The organism is Prevotella sp. tf2-5 (assembly GCF_900115435.1).
GTDB lineage: Bacteria > Bacteroidota > Bacteroidia > Bacteroidales > Bacteroidaceae > Prevotella.
The window spans coordinates 1-17,097 of sequence record NZ_FOWK01000014.1 but is presented as its reverse complement, the minus strand read 5'-3'; the positions used below and the strand labels follow the sequence as shown (position 1 = coordinate 17,097).

The following is a 17,097-nucleotide window of genomic DNA, read 5'->3' as shown; positions in this document are numbered from 1 at the left end:
TGCTGGAAATGGAAGACGAGTTGGAGTGTCGGGAATAAATAACTAATTCAGTTTTCTTGAGTGATATCCTCTATCTGGTCGATGATTTCCTGATACTGGCGCTGGGTCTTGAAATGCAGAGAGAATCCCCAGATGGCTCCAATAACGCCGCCGATACATCCTGCCCAGAAAAGCCCGTTGAAAAATGCATCTGGATGAAGCTGATAAGACTCGTACATAAACCAGCCAAGAAAGACGATAGCGAGGGGGATGCCGATGAGAAGCCAGTAGGCATCGAACTTCTTGGCACGTGCCATACGACGACGGACATCCACGAGATTATTGGTCATCATGTTCGAATCACTCAGGTTCCTGTTGTTATAATAGGTTCCTCCAAAGCAAACCAGCATGACGAAGCAGGTGAACATCCAAAAAGGAATAGAGAAACCGTTTAGCATCACGAATGCCCAATAGCTGTAGGGAATCATCAGCAAACAGACTGCCATGATAAAGTAATATCTGCGACTGATGGTGTGTGCGGTCTTTTTCATTGAGTGACGGATCATACGGTCGTTGACTATCTCCTGCTGATCCAGTTTCTTCTTCAAGGTCTCCATCTGAAGACGCATATTCTCTAAATCAAAATTCTCGTTATTCATAATGGGTAAGTTCTTTAATCGTTAGACATTTGTTTTAACTGCTCTCTGATTCTAAACAGACGGACACTGACGTTCTTGGCTGTGATACCGACGATCTGTCCGATTTCATCGTAACTGAGGTTCTCAAGCCAAAGCAGGACAATCGCACGATCGAAGGGTTGTAACTTGGAGATACGTTTATGGAGCATATCCACTTGCCGCGTATCTTCGTCACGGTCCTCAAAGAGATTGATGTCCATTGTCAGTCGGACAGTGGCACTGCGTCGCTTCTTCCTGTCCAGAGAGATACAGGTATTGAGGGCGACGCGATAAACCCACGTCTTGATGTCACTGCGATGCTTGAAGTTCTCGAAACCCTTCCAAAGATTGACTAGTACCTCTTGGAACAGGTCGTTGACCTCGTCGGCATCTTGTGAGAACATGTAGCACACGGTGTAGATGGTGCTCTTTTGTTCTGCAACGGTTTGCGCAAACTGTTGTTCTTTGTCATGCAAAGCGACTTTGTCGTTTACTAATTGATTCATTGTCTTGTCTGTTTTCAAATCATTTTGCCCATTAGACGCAACAAAGTTAGGAAAAACTACATGAACTTCAGACTTTTTTTATATTTTTGTAGCCGAAATAGAAACAAATAACGACTTATAAACCTATAAAACAATAAAGTATGAAGAAATTATGGATTGCTATCGTCGCATTAGTAATGGCTTCTGTTGCTTGTCAGAACAAGAAGACTATTGCCAATGAGACAGAGTCTGCCGCAGACACTACGGCATGGTATGAGAATGATTCTTTGTTGCAGGCAGACCTTGCCGCAGCGATTGCTGATGCCAAACAGCTGGATGCCTCTAAGATCTCTAATGACCTGATGCCTATCAAGAAAGGCACACCCAACGAGGAGTGGGCTACCTTTGACGGTAAGGATATGGTATTGGTAATGACACTGGTTGATTCCAGCCGCTTAGCACGTTTCTTCGGACAGGAAGGTGTTTATCGCATCGACCGTGAGTTAGGTTCATGGGTAAGCCTTCCTGGTGACTGGCTGCGTAAGAAAGATGCCTTTGTAGGTCTGGACAGCGTGGCAGCCCACATGCGTATGATTCAGATGTATGGTCTTAGCCCAGATTGCGACTATAACATCATGGTGCAGTTCTATGCTGACCCTGACTACATCTTCCGTCCCGCTCACACTCCTGAGATCACGACGACCGCTGCTGGTCTGGAATTCCCTGCATACGCTGACGAGAATTTCAAAGTGGGTGAGACCAATTTCCGGGAGTGGTATCGCCTAAGTGTCGCCTCAGCCTATGAGGATGACAGTCCCCTGCCTTGGACACAATTAGGCTATACCTACGACTGGCATCATGGTGCCAACCGTGTAGGTGTGTCAGAGTACATCGTCACTCATCAGGCACTTATCAAAGTGAAGTCCCATGAGAGTGAGTGGCAGTTTATTCAGAATCTGAACAAATAGACAAGAGACGAGCAGCCATCGCCTGACCTAGAGACTCACAAGCAGCTTTGGTCTCTGGTGTCAGGCTTTGCTTGATCTCCACAGGTTCGCCCACAGCCTCATAGTGCAGTTTCTCCTCATTCCAGCGGGCAATCTCGCTCACAGCCTTCGACGCCCATCCGTAAGAACCGAACCATCCCAACAGGTGGTTCTTGATGTCCTTGCCGGCAAGTTCTGAGAGTAGCACATCCATCTCATGATAGAGGGCGGTGTTATAGGTCGGCGCTCCCACGATCAGTCCCTTATAGCGGAACACGTCACGGATGATATAAGAGTGGTGGGTCTTCGAGACATTATACATCACGATATTCTTCACACCAGCCTCGGAGGCTGCGCGGGCAATAACCTCTGCGGCACGCTCGGTATTGCCGTACATCGTTCCATAGCAGATGACAAGACCAGGTTCTGTCTCATATTTTGACATACGGTCATACTCTGCCACAACCTTATTTATATACTGGTGCCATACAGGACCATGGGTGGCACAGATATAGTCGAGTTTCACATCTGCTAATTTCTTGAGGGCATTCTGTACAGGAGTGCCGTACTTACCTACGATATTGGAATAATAGCGTACCATCTCCAGCCAGAAGGTGTCACAGTTGATTTGCTCGTCGATGACCCCACCATTCAAGGCTCCGAAACATCCAAAGGCATCTCCAGAGAATAAGACACTGCCACAGAGAGTCACCATCGTCTCCGGCCAGTGTACCATAGGTGTCAGCACGAAGTTCAGGGTATGGCTGCCCAGTTCGATAGTATCACCATTCTTTACCTCCACAGTATCCTTGGCGATTCCATAGAAGCCCTCCATCATCTGGAAGGTCTTCTTGTTACCGATAATCTGGATATTGGGATAGTATTTCTTGATCAGGGCGATAGAGCCACTATGGTCTGGTTCCATGTGGTTGACGACCAGATAGTCAATAGGACGGTCGCCAATCACCTCTTGGATATGCTCAATGAACTGAGTGAAAAAATCGACTTCTACCGTATCAATCAGACACACCTTCTCGTCGTCAATCAGATACGAGTTATAGCTTACGCCATTGGGAAGCGGCCACAAGCCCTCGAACAGCGTTTTGTTACGGTCGTTGACACCCACATAATAGATTTTGTTTGTAATTTCTTGCATAGTAGTATTTTTTTAGTTATTCTTCCATAGCCAATAATGCTTGTTCCAGCTCCTTTTTCTTCTGTAAGCCAAACTCGACAGACACATGGTTGCTGATACTTCCACAACATTCTGCGGAGAACTCCAAGGCATTCTGTATCACACTATCCCATTGTGCCTCTGCCAGTCCGTTGTCAATCTCCTGACGGGTAATACCGTTCTTGATCAGTCCGTAGATAAAACCAGCGTTGAAGTTGTCGCCAGCCCCAATAGTACTGACGGTCTTGGTGGCGATGACGGGATACTGCTTGCTGAGACCTTTCTCTGCCCTCAGCTCTACTGGTTCGGCAGCACGGGTATAAATAAACTTTTTAGTATAAAAAGAAATCTGGGAACGGTATATGACATCAGGGTCATTTTTCTTATAAAGGACATCAAAATCCTCTTCCGATCCCCGCACGATATCAGCAAGCTCCAGATTCTCCAACAGGTTGGGGGTTGTCTTCATCACTTCATGGCGATGTGAGGAACGGAAATTGATGTCATAATAGAGAATGGCACCATGTTGGCGGGCATAGTTCAAGAAGGCAAAAACCTGTGGGCGTATGACCGGGTTCAAAGCGAAGAAGCTGCCAAAAAGCACAATATCATCGGGATGTATGTCAGGATAGATATAATCGATACGGTCATTGGGATGATCCTTATAGAAAATATAATCCGCATCGTTTTTCTCGTTGAGGAAGGCAAGGGACAGTGGTGATTTTGACTCCGGGTAGACGTTGATGTTGGAGGAGTCTACTCCGTTCTCCTCCAGGAAGTGGATGATATTACGTCCGACACGGTCATTGCCTGTTTCACTGATCATACTGCATTTGACACCAGAGCGTCCTAAAGACACCACAGCGTTGAAGGTACTTCCCCCTGGGACAGCACTGATAGGCTGCTCGTCACGGAAGATAATGTCAAGAACGGTCTCGCCGATACCAATTACTTTTCGCATAATACGTTATTTTGAATGCAAAGGTATGAAATAATTATGAACTATGAACTATGAACTATGAACTTTTTTGTACCTTTGCATCCGATTATGACGAAATTTAATATACATACACTGGATAATGGTCTGCGAGTGATTCATCTGCCGTCTACCTCACAAGTAGTCTATTGTGGTATTGGTGTCAAGGCAGGCTCACGCCATGAAAAGGAAGGTGAGGAGGGGGTAGCCCATTTCTGTGAGCATGTCACTTTCAAGGGGACCCATCGACGCTCGGCATTGCAGATCCTCAACTGCTTAGAGAGTGTCGGAGGTGATTTGAATGCCTTTACCAATAAAGAGGACACCGTCTTTTATGCCGCTATTCTCAAAGAGCATCTTCCACGTGCCGTTGACCTCCTGACAGATATCGTCTTCAATAGTGTTTATCCCAAACAAGAGGTGGTGCATGAAGTGGATGTGATTTGCGATGAAATCGAGAGTTATAACGACTCACCGGCAGAACTGATCTATGATGAGTTTGAGAACATGCTCTTCAAAGGACATCCGCTGGGACATAATATCTTAGGGACTCGGGAGAAAGTCAAGACCTTTACCTCTGTACATGCTCAGCGTTTCACCAATCGCTATTACCGCCCTGAAAATGCTATCTTTTTCGCATATGGTGATATCAACTTTAAGAGACTAGTGGACTTGTTAAAGAGAAAGGAGATGGTAAGGCCTCTTACTGATTTTCCAGTCCCTCCTCCTATTATCGTAGTTCCTAAAAAAAATCCTTCTGAGCACCACCATCAAGCCCATGTCATGTTGGGAACACAGACATTTGCTTTTAATGATCCACGAAGGATACCCCTCTATCTGCTTAACAATATCTTAGGAGGTCCTGGTATGAATGCCCGTCTGAATCTCTCAATGAGAGAGAAAAACGGATTGGTATATATGGTGGAGAGTTCTATGGCAAATTATAGCGACACAGGAGTATGGTCTGTCTATTTCGGTTGTGACCACCAAGACGTGAAACGCTGTCTGCGGCTTGTTCATCGAGAACTTGACCGTATGATGCAGCATCCTTTGTCGGAACGACAGTTGAATGCCGCCAAGCGACAGTTGAAAGGACAGATCGCCATTGCCTGTGATAATCGGGAGCAGTTCGCCCTTGACTTCGCCAAGAGTTTTCTGCATTATGACAAAGAACGTGACATTGACACCTTGTTACAACAAATCGACGCTGTCACCTCTGAGCAGTTGCTGCAAACGGCTCAGACCTTCTTTGTCCCTGAAAAACTACAAATGTTAATTCTGTAAATCTTTTGTCAATTCATATTTTTGTAGTACATTTGCAGCATGAATGAGACGGTAAGACTTACTAACCTGACAATTGGCTATCAGACAAAGCAACATACGACGGTGGTAGCGGAGCATCTGAATGCTGCCATCAAGAGTGGGGAACTCACTTGTCTGTTGGGTCGGAATGGTATTGGAAAATCCACACTGTTACGTACGCTCTCTGCTTTCCAGCCACCACTGGGAGGAGAGATTCTGCTAAGGAACTCTGAGAACTCCGAGCACTCTGAGTACTCCGAGGTCTCTGAATACTCCGACAAGCAACTCAGTCGTCTTATCGGAGTGGTTTTGACAGAGAAGCCAGACGTGCGTAATATGACGATCGAGGAACTGGTCGGTATGGGACGATCTCCTTATACCGGCTTCTGGGGAACATTATCGAAAGACGACAAGTGTATCGTGGATGAGGCTATCGGATTGGTAGGTATTGAGTCTCTGCGGGGGAGGTATGTGCATACCCTGAGTGATGGAGAACGCCAGAAAGTGATGATCGCCAAAGCATTAGCCCAGCAAACCCCTATCATCTACCTGGATGAGCCGACAGCCTTCCTCGACTTTCCCAGTAAGGTGGAGGTCATGCAGTTGCTACACCGTTTGGCTCGTGAGCAGCAGAAGACGATATTCCTCTCTACCCATGATGTAGAACTGTCATTGCAGATAGCTGACTGTATCTGGTTGATGGAAACGGGTCTGTTGAGTGTGGGAACACCCCGTCAACTGGCTGACAACGGAGCCTTGAGCCGATTTATAGAACATAAGGGAATTCAGTTTAATGTTCAGACATTAACCATACGAGTAACAGAATGATAGAGGGACACGGAGACGATATATACCACTACGAGGCTGGAATGGTGCGGATGAATTTCAGTACCAATATCTTTCAGCATGCTGACCATACAGCACTGAAAGCGTATCTGGCAGACCACTTCGACGTGCTTAACAACTATCCGGAGCCACAACCTCATTCTCTGGAGAGGATCATCGCCCAACAGTTGGATATCTCACCAGAGGCGGTAATGGTGACCAATGGAGCGACGGAGGCGATCTACCTCATCGCCCATCTGTATCATCATAGCTTGTCAGTCATCCCTCAACCGACTTTCAGCGAGTATGCCGATGCCTGTCGTATCAATCATCATATCATTTCCTATGAACATTCGAATGACCTGAAGGAACTGTCTAACCAGAGGGTGTATTGGATTTGTAACCCCAACAATCCTACGGGTAATGTGATGACGAAAGGGATTATCGAGTATCTGGCACGCCGCTCACCTCGTCATACCTTTGTCGTCGACCAGTCGTATGAGGACTATACGAAAGAGTCGCTCATCGAGCCTAAGGAGGTGATGAAGTGTCGTAACCTGCTGGTCCTCCATTCCTTGAGTAAGCGCTTTGCGATACCAGGACTGCGTATCGGTTATGTCACGGGGCACCCCGATACCATCGCATTATTGCGAAGCCAGAGTCATCCATGGTCCGTGAGTGCTTTGGCGATAGAGGCTGGTAAGTTCTTGCTGAGGCGGAATGAGCCCGTGATACCCGACTTGACGGATTACCTGCAGGAGACGGAACGGTTGCGTACTAATCTGCGGAAGATAGAAGGTATCCGCGTCTATAGCACCAAGACGAACTTTATGTTGTGTAATATAGAGCCGGCAACGAGTACGAAACTGAAGTTCTATCTCGTACAGGAACATGGTATCCTGATCCGTGACTGTGCTAACTTTATGGGGCTCTCCGACCATTTCTTCCGTGTCGCCACACAACGCCCGGAAGAGAATGACATCTTGGTAGATGCCATTCGTCAGTTTATCAGTGAGATTCCTGAGGATACTCTTTAGAACCAGTGCATGAGGGAACGGAGGAAAGCCGTCAGCTCGCCAGCCATCTTCTGTTGTTGCCAGAAAGAGGGGTGCCAGTCGGCACCATAGGAGATATCACCCGTCTGAGGTGTGAAGTCAAAGCGGTAGATCTCTTTGTCACCAGTCTTCTGAGCCTCTTCAGCTACCTCATTCAGTGTCTTCTTCGCAATTTCCAGTTCCTTGCCGTTGAGCATAGAGCCGCAGAGCAGCACGATTTTCGCCTTCGGGTTGTGCTGGCGTACCTGTCCGACAAACTTCTTCCATGCCTGCTTGAATAGTTTCACGTCGTAGTTATTAGTGGAGAGGTCATTGGTACCAAGGTTGATACATACCACCTGGGGCTGGTAGCGTGAGAAGTCCCAACGCTCAGAACGGTCGTAGAGGTTAGTATACTCGTACTCGGTGGTCATCACATTCTCTGGGGTACCCGTCTTCGGACCGCCATAATGACGATAGACACCGATACCGCTGCGGGCGACCACATGAGCCATAGCGTCCAAGTTGCGGACAGTCTGCTGGGCATAGGTCATATAATGATTCTCCGTCTCGTATTCGAAGGGGTCGTTGGGGTTGTGACTCTCCACCCCGTAGCCACAGGTGATGGAGTTGCCGACGAACTCAATACGGCGCTCCGGCAGAGCAGGAGCGTCAAGCATCTTCCCGTCCTTGTCGAGAACGAATCCCCAGAAAGAGGGTTTCAGGTCGTACCCCTCGATGACATACATCAGACGGACAGTATGGTCTCCCTTAGGCAGAGAGGTGGCAAGGGTCACCACAGAGTCTTTCTCTGCCATAAAGCTTACTTTGAAAGGCTCTGCCTCGTCGATCTGTGCCATAAAATAGCCGCTCTTCGGTTTTGCCATCATCTTCAGCGACGTTCCTGTGAAACGGGCATTGATCTGTACGCCAGGGAAGGTGAAACGGGGACGCATGGGATTGTCGAAACAGATACGTCCGATGTACTGGATATGTTTATCCGTAGGGTTGATGATTTGACCCTTGACAGGAAGGGTAGTGGAAGCACTTGCCATCAAGGTCAGTGTGGCAAAGAGTGTTAGTAGTGTAGTACGTCTCATAAAGGATAGTTTTGATTCTTTGCTGCAAAATTACTAAAAATTTATGAACTATGAACTTTGAACTTTGAACTTTTTTCGTACCTTTGCATGCAAAAGGACGAAAAATAAATGATCGACGAAGATTTTGACATCCGACAGGAACAGTTCTCCTCTTCTGAGAAAGACTTTGAGAACGCGCTCCGCCCATTGTCGTTCAGTGATTTCAGCGGACAACAACAGGTAGTGGAGAACCTGCAGGTATTCGTGGAGGCTGCTAAGTTTCGCGGGGAGCCCCTCGACCATACCCTGCTGCATGGTCCTCCTGGACTGGGTAAGACGACGCTCTCGAACATCATCGCCAACGAGCTGGGTGTGGGTTTTAAGATCACCAGTGGTCCTGTCTTGGACAAGCCGGGTGACCTTGCCGGCATCCTGACTTCTTTGGAGAAGAATGACGTGTTGTTTATCGACGAGATACATCGTCTGTCTCCTGTGGTCGAGGAATACCTCTATTCCGCTATGGAGGACTATCGTATCGATATCATGATCGACAAGGGACCGTCAGCACGTTCCATACAGATCGACCTCAACCCGTTTACGTTGGTGGGAGCCACCACCCGTAGCGGACTCCTGACAGCCCCGTTGCGTGCCCGTTTTGGTATCAATATGCACTTGCAGTATTATGAGCCGGAGACGTTACAGAGAATCATCGAGCGTTCTGCAGGCATCCTGCGTGTACCGATTACCAAGGATGCGGCAGCGGAGATCTCTCGTCGCTCCCGCGGTACGCCCCGTATCGCTAACGCGCTCTTACGTCGTGTCCGTGACTTCGCACAGGTGAAGGGTTCTGGTCGTATTGACACGGAGATCACGAAGATAGCCCTGACGGCATTGAATATCGACAAGTTCGGACTGGATGAGATAGACAACCGTATCCTGCTGACCATCATCGACAAGTTCCGGGGTGGTCCTGTGGGAATCACCACTATCGCGACGGCTATCGGTGAGGATGCCGGCACCGTAGAGGAGGTCTATGAGCCTTTCCTGATCATGGAGGGTTTCATCAAGCGCACACCTCGTGGTCGTATGGTGACGGAACTTGCCTATCGCCATTTCGGACGTAACCCTTATACGGGGAATATCATGGAACCGAGTCTTTTTGAGTAGTTGATAGTTGAAAATTGATAGTAGAAAATTGATGAGGACAGGAGTTTTTGTAGGAAGTTTCGACCCGTTTACTGTAGGTCACGACTCCATAGTGACCAGAGCCTTAGGTCTCTTCGACCGCCTTGTGATTGGTGTGGTGGGCGACCAGGTGCATAAACCCGATATGGTACCAGCCACCGAGCGGATGCAGGCGATACAGGAGCTCTATGCCGAAGAGCCGCGTATAGCAGTGAAACCGTACTATGGTCTTGCTGTCGACTTCGCCAAAGAGGAGGGTGCCCAATATATTGTGAAAGGAGTACGCTCCGTCAAGGACTTTGAGTATGAGAGAGAGCAGGCGGACATCAACCGCCAGATCAGTGGTATCGATACCATCTTGTTGTTTGCCGAGCCTCAGTATGCCAGTGTCAGCAGCTCGGTGGTCCGTGAGTTACAGCATTTCGGAAGGGATGTCTCTGAGTTCCTGCCGAAGAGAAAAAGATTATCATGAGGAAATATATTTATATCATCAGTGTCATGTGTCTGATGGCTTGTGGCACCACTAAGAAACAGTCCGTAGAGGACCAGTCTGTTGTCACTATCCAGTTTAATGCGGACTCTGCCTATCAGTTCTGTGCCGCCCAGTGTGCCTTTGGTCCTCGCACCATGAACAGTGAGGCGCATGAACAGTGTGGCGCATGGATCCAGCAGAAATTCCAGCAGTATGGTTATCAGGTGGAACTCCAGAAAGCCGACCTCAAAGGCTATGACGGTACCATCCTCAAGAGTACGAATATCATAGCTAAAGCCCCTTCTCTGAAGGAGAGGGCGGGAGGTGCTATCCTCATCTGTGCCCATTGGGACAGTCGTCCTTGGGCGGATAACGATCCGGACTCCACCAACTGGCGTAAGCCTGTGATGGCGGCAAACGACGGAGCCAGTGGTGTTGCCGTGATGCTGGAACTGGCACGTCTGTTCCAGCAACATGACTCCCTGAATGTCGCCGTCGACTTCGTCTGTTTCGATGCGGAAGACTGGGGCATCCCCCAATGGGACGAGACAGGTGACGGTACCGACTCGTGGGCATTAGGTTCCCAGTACTGGGCAAAGAAATACCAGGAACAAACGTTGAGCGCTAACCCTTCCACTCGCCACTATACTTACGGAATCCTCCTTGATATGGTAGGAGGACAAGGTGCGCGATTCTACCAAGAGGGATTCTCAATGCAGAAGGCAAGTACCATCGTGGAAAAGGTATGGCGTGCTGCTAACGCTGCTGGTTACGGTAGTTTCTTCCCCGCAAAGGAAGGTAGCGGTGTGACAGACGACCACGTCCCGGTGAATGAGGTGGCGAATATCCCCTGTATCGATATCATCAATTTCTATCCCGACTGTCCCCAAAGTTCTTTCGGTCCTACTTGGCATACCGCCAGTGACGATATGCGGCATATCGACAAGAACACCCTGCAAGCTGTCGGACAGACCCTCGTCCAATTGGTGTATAACGAGTAAAAAAAAACATTTCAACGAGAAAAAGCGGAGCCGCACTATCCCAGTGCGGACTCCGCTACAAATGAACAAAAAATAATTAGTTATTTCTGATAGGCGGGATTCTGATACACCGTCTTCTCCTCCTCTGTCATCTCCATACCGTCGAGCTGTCCCTGTGGGATAGGACGCAGGTAGTGTCCTGGAGTGATGGTGCGGGTGACCGTCTGCAGGTCGCGGTCCGCATTACCACTTCCGGCTATCCGGTAACTGCCGGCTTTCTCAGCCCATTTCTGGGTGCGTACGAGGTCGAACCAGCGGTAGCCCTCACCCCAGAACTCACGCATACGCTCATCCAGGATATAGTCGATGGTGATGGTAGCGGGTGTGGCGGCAACCATTGCGGCACTGTTGTCGATATCCACAGCTACATTGTCATTCTGTGACCAGGTCTGCTTACCGGCACGCTGACGGAGCACATTGACGAGGTCACGATCAGATGAGGAACCTCTTGCTCCCTTGACGGCAGCTTCCGCTGCGATGAGGTAGAGCTCGGAGAACTTAGCGACCACCCAGGGACGGGGGCTGCCGCCATTAGGACTACCCAGTCCTCCGTTATTGTCAGAGCGAGCCATACCGATCTTCCAGTTGATAGGATACTTATAGCGGCTGATATTGCTGACACCCACTACGAAGTCGGCGCGACCAGGCAGTTTGCCGGCACCTACGCCCGTCACCTCTGTCTCCTTTCCGTCGATGGTAGCCATGTTAGGTGTCCAGTCGATATCCTTTGCTGTTTCCTCATCCACGAAACTGAAATAGATCTCACCAGGTCCTACGAACATGCCGTTGGCTCCGTTGACCCTCTCGGCAGCTCCCGACTGGGAGAGGTTGGTGTGGTAGCGCAGTGTGAAGGTAGCGTCATAACGGGAGTCGATAGCCTTGACGGCATCCTCCCACGCACCCCCCTTCAGGAAGTTGTCCGCGATGGGAGCCATACGAGTCCAGGGTCGTCCCAGCGCCTGTACAGCCTCACGCTGGATGGGGTTCACCTTCTTGCCGTTATAGACAGCGATGAGGTTGGTATAGTTCCAGGTCGTCATCCAGTATGCGAAGTTCTCGGGAGAGTTACCGTTACCCCAGCCATAGCCGTTACCGCCATTACCATATTTCGAGTCCTCGTCATGGTCAGCGGCGAGCATCACCTCCTTGTTGTTATGGTCGTTGGCAGCCACGTTCACGTCATAGAAAGTAGGTTGCAGTCCGTAGGGACCCGGGTTGTTGATAGCCTGCATCGCTGTGTCGTAGGCTTTCTGGAAGAAGGAGGCAGCCTCCCCGCTGTTACGGGAACACTCAGGATAGGTGGGGATATTGTTAGGGTTCTCCAGCCACCATCCATAGGTCAGGTAGGCTTTGGAGAGGAAGAGTCGTGCCACGTTCTTGGTGACAGTACCGTTCAGTCGCGGGTTCTCCGGCAGGTCAGCGACAGCTTTCTCCAAGTCTTTGAAGATAGCGGCATATACCTCTGGTACGGTGTTACGTACAGAATAGCGGACAGGTGAGGTGTTGAACTTCAACTCACCGGCACCTAAGTCCAGGGGGACACCGCCGAAGGTCTGCACCAACAGGAAATAGTCGAAGGCACGGAAGAAATACGCCTCTGCCAGCAGACTGCCGTCGATACCAGCCTTCTCTCCGTTCTCGATGACTCCGCTGGCAGTGTTGATATTCGCGAAAGCCTGTCCCCAGAGCACGTCGGAGCGACTGGTCGACGCGTCGAGCTTGCCGGCTCCGGAGAGGTCAGCGTCCTTGAAGTTACCGTCAGCAGACTGTGCGTAGGTATATTCGTCGGTACCTGTCTCGCAGATATTAAGCCAGTAGCCGTTGCCATAGATATAGCGCAGGTGCGCATAGAGTGCTGTCAAGCCACCCTCGATACCTGTCTCCTCGGTGAAGAAGGTAGGGTCAAACTGAGTACGCGGCTGTTCGTCAAGAATGTCTCCGCAGGAGGAGCATACCAGCAGTGCGGAGAGAGCCGCACTGATAGCGAATATTTTATGGAATATAGTTTTCATGATGATATGTCTTTAGAATGTTACGTTGATGCCAAACAGGAAGTTACGGGTTGACGGGGTGTTGTAACCGATCACGGGCAGGCTGTGCTTGCCTTTATACCCTTCTATCGGGACAGCGATGAAGCTGCCGTTGTTGGCGAGGGTATTGGTCTCCGGATCCAAGCCGCACTCGTTGTTATAGGGAGAGAAGAGCACGAACGGGTTCTGGATGGTGGCATAGAGGCGCAGGCGACTGATGCCGAGGTCCTTCACGAATTTCAGGTGCTCGAAGTTATAGCCCAGGGTGATGGCGCGGACCTTCAGGTAGCCGGCGTTGAAATAGCCCAGGGTAGAACCGTATTTCGGGTTGTTATTGTCGATGATGCCACCAGGTTTGGGGTATTTGGCACCCGTGTTCTCCTCTGTCCAGTAGTCGACATCCAGGTTGTTGTAACGTCCCGTCAGCTGATTCAGGTAACCAGCGGAGGAGTGGATGGTACTGATTAGTTTGCCGCCGATCTGGAAAGAGCCGATGACGTTGAGGTCGAAATGCTTGTAACTGACTGTCGTGTTAAAGCCGCCGATGAGGTCAGGCTCCATCTCCATCACCTGTCGGTCGTCAGCGTTGATGGAGCGTGCGGGAGTGCCGTCAGCGTTATACTCACCGGTATACGCCACCTTGATCATTCCTACGTTGCCACCAGGCTCCAGGGTATCCAGATAAGGGTCTCCCTCCTGCCATATTCCGATATTCTTATAGTCATAGATAACATCAATAGGATGTCCTACGAACCAGCGGTTATCGATATCCTCCTTCTGTCCGGAGGCGAGCTCAACCAGTTTGTTGCGGTTCGCGTAGAGGTTGATACCGGCATCCCAGCTCCATCCGTTCTTATTGTCAATGATGATACCGTTCAGCGTCAGCTCGAAACCCTTGTTCTCCGTCTTTCCGATATTGCCGACATAGCTGCTCACACCAGATGTGGAGGGCAGTGACACGTCAAACAGGATATCGTTGGTCTTCTGGGTATAGTATTCGATGGTACCCGACAGTCTGCCGTTGAAGAGCGAGAAATCGAGACCGAAGTTCCAGGTCTTGCTGTACTCCCATCCTAATTCCGGGTTAGGAAGTGCATTCACGTAATAACCCGTCATATAGGTGCTCCCGAAGTTATAGTCACGTGTTCCCAGTCCTCCCAGCGTCGAGTAAGGGTTGATACTCTGGTTGGAGGTCTCACCATAGCCGATGCGTAACTTGAGGTTGTCGATCCATTTGAGGTTCCTCATGAACGACTCCCGGGCGATGTTCCAACCGGCGCTGACGGCGGGATAGGTATGCCACTGGTGTCCTTTGGCAAGGCGGGAGGAGGCGTCAGAGCGGAGGGCTGCGGAGAACATGTATTTATTATCGTAGGAGTACATCACACGTCCCATCCAGGAGATAAGTCCGCTCTTCCAGTAGTTATAGTTGCTGAGGTTCTTCTCATCCAGCGCTGCCGCAAGGTTATAGTACTGGAAATACTCAGCGGGGATATTCTTGACGGAGGCACCCGTCTGCTCGAAGACTGTCTGCTCTGCGGAGTACATCCCGACGACATTGAGGTGGTGCTTCTCCGCGAAGATACGGTCATAGGTGATCAGGTTCTCCACAGCCCAGTTACGGGTACTGTTCTCGGTGGTGCTGCCCGTATTCGGCTCCTGGGCATTGGCACTGTTGACTCCCTTGCCGGTGAAGGCTCCGTTCTTGCTGGAACGGTAGTTGAGACCGACGTTGACGCGATAGCTCAGTCCCTCCACCCAGGGGCACTTCACCTCCGCGAATACCGTATTATAGGTTCCGATACCCTTGTTCTCGTTCATCCACACATCCTCCAGGTTGTGAATCACGTCCTTCGTGATGACGGGGGTGTCATCCTCAGGCATGTGGACGACACGCTTCAGGTTACCCTCCTCATCGTAGGGACTTGCCAGTGGACTCATCTTCAAGGCGTTGAAGACACCGAAGTTGTTACCCTTGGTGATGCGGTAGCTGTTGTTGGTGGTCACTCCGAAGCGGAACCACTTGCCCACCATCTGGTCGAAGTTACCACGTACGCTGACACGGTCGTAGCCCTGTCCGGGGATCACTGACTCGTCATGATAGTAGCCGGCGCCGAAGCTGTAGCTGCCACCCTGTGTGCCGCCAGCCACCGTGATGTCGTGGTTGTGACTCACACCCGTCTGGTACAGCAGGTCCTGCCAGTCGGTATTCGTGTCGTCACTCTCCTCCAGCGAGTTCTGGTACTTACCGGCATACTTACGCATCTTGGCGAACGTGGGTCCGTCCATCATCGGATACCTCTTGAAGACGGTCTTGAAACTGACATAGCCGTTATAGCTCACCTTCGCGGGTGTGCCCATGGCACCCTTGGTGGTGGTGATGATGATGACACCGTTGGCACCACGGCTGCCGTAGATGGCGGTGGCTGAGGCATCCTTCAGGATATCCATCGACTTGATATCGGTGGGGTTAATATCTGAAAGCTGTCCCATGAAGGGGATACCGTCCAGCACGATCAGCGGGTCGTTCGACGCACTCAGCGAGCGCTGTCCACGGATACGGATCTGCATCTCCGCACCTGGCTGGGAGGAGGTCTGTGTCATCAGCACACCAGCCACACGTCCTTGCAGCGCCTGTGCGGCATTGGTGGCGGCTATCTGGTTCAGTTTGTCACCATTGATATTGGCAACAGAGCCTGTGACAGCCTCCCTACGCTGGGTACCGTAGCCGATGACCACCACTTCATTGAGGTTACGTCCTTCCTGCTCTAATATTATATTAATATGGTCGCGCGCGGGAACCTCTTGTGTGATGTAGCCTACATAAGAGATGACAAGGGTGGCACCCGCGTTCACAGAGAGATGGAAATTACCGTTGATATCGGTAACAGCACCTGTGTTACTGCCTTTCACCATTACAGTAGCACCAATCAGAGGTCCTTCAGAGTCACTGACATTACCAGTGATCTCCTTAGATTGTTGTACAGACATGCTCGCACGCGCATTTCTTGCCTGTACCAGTGGAGAACTCATGAGCCCTACCAGAGCCATGATTCCCATCGTTAGGATAGATTTGTTTTTTAACATAGCTGAAAAATTAAACAGTTGTTAGTAAGCATTTAATCAAACTATGGCGCAAAGATAGGGAGATTCTATGAAACGGATTTTCAAATTTTTCTCAAATGTTTTCATATTTGTCTCATCCCCAAAATTTTTTTGCCTCTTTTTTTCAAAAATCCCCCATTTCAACGGAAACTCTCTCTCGGAGGCTCCAAGAGAAGGGAATACCGTCACCGTTTTTTTCGTATATGTCGCCTACCTGTCCCTTGACATCTTTGAGGATTTTTTCTTCACCGTATTTCTTCTTTATTTAAAGCCTTTAATTAATTCGTTTGGAGGCTTAAATCACCTAGTTTGAAGCCTTTATTTATCGGCGTTTGAGCCACATCGAGTGATTTAAGTGATTCTATAATACACGAATTATATATATAGCAAAAATCACTAGTGTCCACTAAAAATTAGCGGAGATGTTTGTAAGTTATTTAAATATAGAGTTTTAGAGCGAGAAATTGACGGTGACGATTTGAATTGACTATCTTTGCTATCCAAAAGCAAATCAGTCATTCGATGAACACCGGAAAATATATCTTTGCTCAGCTCATAGAGTTCTTGCCACAGAGAATTTTTGATAGAATTGTAATGAAATACGAAGGGAACAAATACGTGAAGCATTTCACATGCTGGAACCAGTTGCTCGTCATGATGTTCGGGCAGCTGAGCAATCGTGACAGCCTTCGTGATCTGACCAGTATTATTTCTGCGCATTCCAATAAGGCCTATCACCTTGGCTTTG

Annotated in this window: 14 protein-coding genes and 1 pseudogene; 8 read left to right on the top strand and 7 right to left on the bottom strand. The window is 49.5% G+C overall.

Annotated features, from left to right (window positions below; genetic code table 11):
* Positions 1 to 47: 47 nt before the first annotated feature.
* Together BM257_RS13125 and BM257_RS13120 are read right to left on the bottom strand one after the other, a co-directional pair.
* Positions 48 to 638: a hypothetical protein gene (locus tag BM257_RS13125; RefSeq protein ID WP_143096866.1), complete on the bottom strand. Its 591-nt coding sequence runs from the start codon at positions 636 to 638 to the stop codon at positions 48 to 50.
* 14 nt (positions 639 to 652) lie between these two features.
* Complete coding sequence (locus tag BM257_RS13120; RefSeq protein WP_092073609.1) at positions 653 to 1,162, bottom strand: RNA polymerase sigma factor; 510 nt, start codon at positions 1,160 to 1,162, stop codon at positions 653 to 655.
* A gap of 140 nt (positions 1,163 to 1,302) precedes the next feature.
* Here BM257_RS13120 and BM257_RS13115 point away from each other — a divergent pair, with 140 nt between their 5' ends.
* Positions 1,303 to 2,109: a hypothetical protein gene (locus BM257_RS13115; RefSeq protein ID WP_143096865.1), complete on the top strand. Its 807-nt coding sequence runs from the start codon at positions 1,303 to 1,305 to the stop codon at positions 2,107 to 2,109.
* On the opposite strand, the gene BM257_RS13110 is transcribed toward BM257_RS13115, so the two are convergent.
* Together BM257_RS13110 and BM257_RS13105 are read right to left on the bottom strand one after the other, a co-directional pair.
* Positions 2,087 to 3,283: an FprA family A-type flavoprotein gene (locus tag BM257_RS13110; protein WP_092073603.1), complete on the bottom strand. Its 1,197-nt coding sequence runs from the start codon at positions 3,281 to 3,283 to the stop codon at positions 2,087 to 2,089. The genes BM257_RS13115 and BM257_RS13110 overlap by 23 nt on opposite strands.
* A gap of 16 nt (positions 3,284 to 3,299) precedes the next feature.
* Positions 3,300 to 4,262, bottom strand: a complete 963-nt coding sequence (locus BM257_RS13105) for a carbohydrate kinase family protein (RefSeq protein ID WP_092073600.1) — start codon at positions 4,260 to 4,262, stop codon at positions 3,300 to 3,302.
* 87 nt (positions 4,263 to 4,349) lie between these two features.
* Here BM257_RS13105 and BM257_RS13100 point away from each other — a divergent pair, with 87 nt between their 5' ends.
* From BM257_RS13100 to BM257_RS13090, 3 genes and pseudogenes are all read left to right on the top strand, one after another.
* The gene (locus tag BM257_RS13100; protein ID WP_092073597.1) at positions 4,350 to 5,561 is read left to right on the top strand and encodes a M16 family metallopeptidase; all 1,212 of its coding nucleotides are present in this window, start codon (positions 4,350 to 4,352) and stop codon (positions 5,559 to 5,561) included.
* Positions 5,562 to 5,600: 39 nt separating this feature from the next.
* Positions 5,601 to 6,398: pseudogene (locus BM257_RS13095) on the top strand (ABC transporter ATP-binding protein); the annotation flags it as partial.
* A 5-nt stretch (positions 6,399 to 6,403) separates the two neighbouring features.
* Positions 6,404 to 7,441, top strand: coding sequence for a threonine-phosphate decarboxylase (locus BM257_RS13090; RefSeq protein WP_092073591.1), 1,038 nt, complete (start codon positions 6,404 to 6,406; stop codon positions 7,439 to 7,441).
* Here BM257_RS13090 and BM257_RS13085 read toward each other — a convergent pair.
* On the bottom strand, positions 7,438 to 8,538 hold the full coding sequence (locus BM257_RS13085; protein ID WP_092073588.1) for an SGNH/GDSL hydrolase family protein: 1,101 nt from the start codon (positions 8,536 to 8,538) through the stop codon (positions 7,438 to 7,440). The genes BM257_RS13090 and BM257_RS13085 overlap by 4 nt on opposite strands.
* A 111-nt stretch (positions 8,539 to 8,649) precedes the next feature.
* Here BM257_RS13085 and ruvB point away from each other — a divergent pair, with 111 nt between their 5' ends.
* The 3 genes from ruvB to BM257_RS13070 are packed head-to-tail and all read left to right on the top strand — an operon-like array spanning position 8,650 to position 11,175.
* Entirely contained in the window at positions 8,650 to 9,684 is a 1,035-nt protein-coding gene (gene ruvB, locus BM257_RS13080; protein ID WP_092073754.1) for a Holliday junction branch migration DNA helicase RuvB, read from the top strand.
* 31 nt (positions 9,685 to 9,715) lie between these two features.
* Positions 9,716 to 10,174 (top strand): pantetheine-phosphate adenylyltransferase, encoded by a 459-nt coding sequence (gene coaD, locus BM257_RS13075; protein ID WP_092073585.1) that lies wholly within the window; start codon positions 9,716 to 9,718, stop codon positions 10,172 to 10,174.
* A 35-nt stretch (positions 10,175 to 10,209) separates the two neighbouring features.
* On the top strand, positions 10,210 to 11,175 hold the full coding sequence (locus BM257_RS13070) for a M28 family peptidase (protein WP_255405841.1): 966 nt from the start codon (positions 10,210 to 10,212) through the stop codon (positions 11,173 to 11,175).
* 80 nt (positions 11,176 to 11,255) lie between these two features.
* Here the strand turns inward: BM257_RS13070 and BM257_RS13065 are convergent, their stop codons facing one another.
* A complete protein-coding gene (locus BM257_RS13065) occupies positions 11,256 to 13,226 on the bottom strand; it encodes a RagB/SusD family nutrient uptake outer membrane protein (RefSeq protein WP_092073579.1) in 1,971 nt (656 codons plus the stop codon).
* A gap of 12 nt (positions 13,227 to 13,238) precedes the next feature.
* Positions 13,239 to 16,277 (bottom strand): SusC/RagA family TonB-linked outer membrane protein, encoded by a 3,039-nt coding sequence (locus tag BM257_RS13060; protein WP_369821330.1) that lies wholly within the window; start codon positions 16,275 to 16,277, stop codon positions 13,239 to 13,241.
* A gap of 594 nt (positions 16,278 to 16,871) precedes the next feature.
* Here BM257_RS13060 and BM257_RS13055 point away from each other — a divergent pair.
* Positions 16,872 to 17,097 (top strand): DUF4372 domain-containing protein (locus tag BM257_RS13055; RefSeq protein WP_143096864.1); only part of this gene is annotated, 226 nt, incomplete at its 3' end.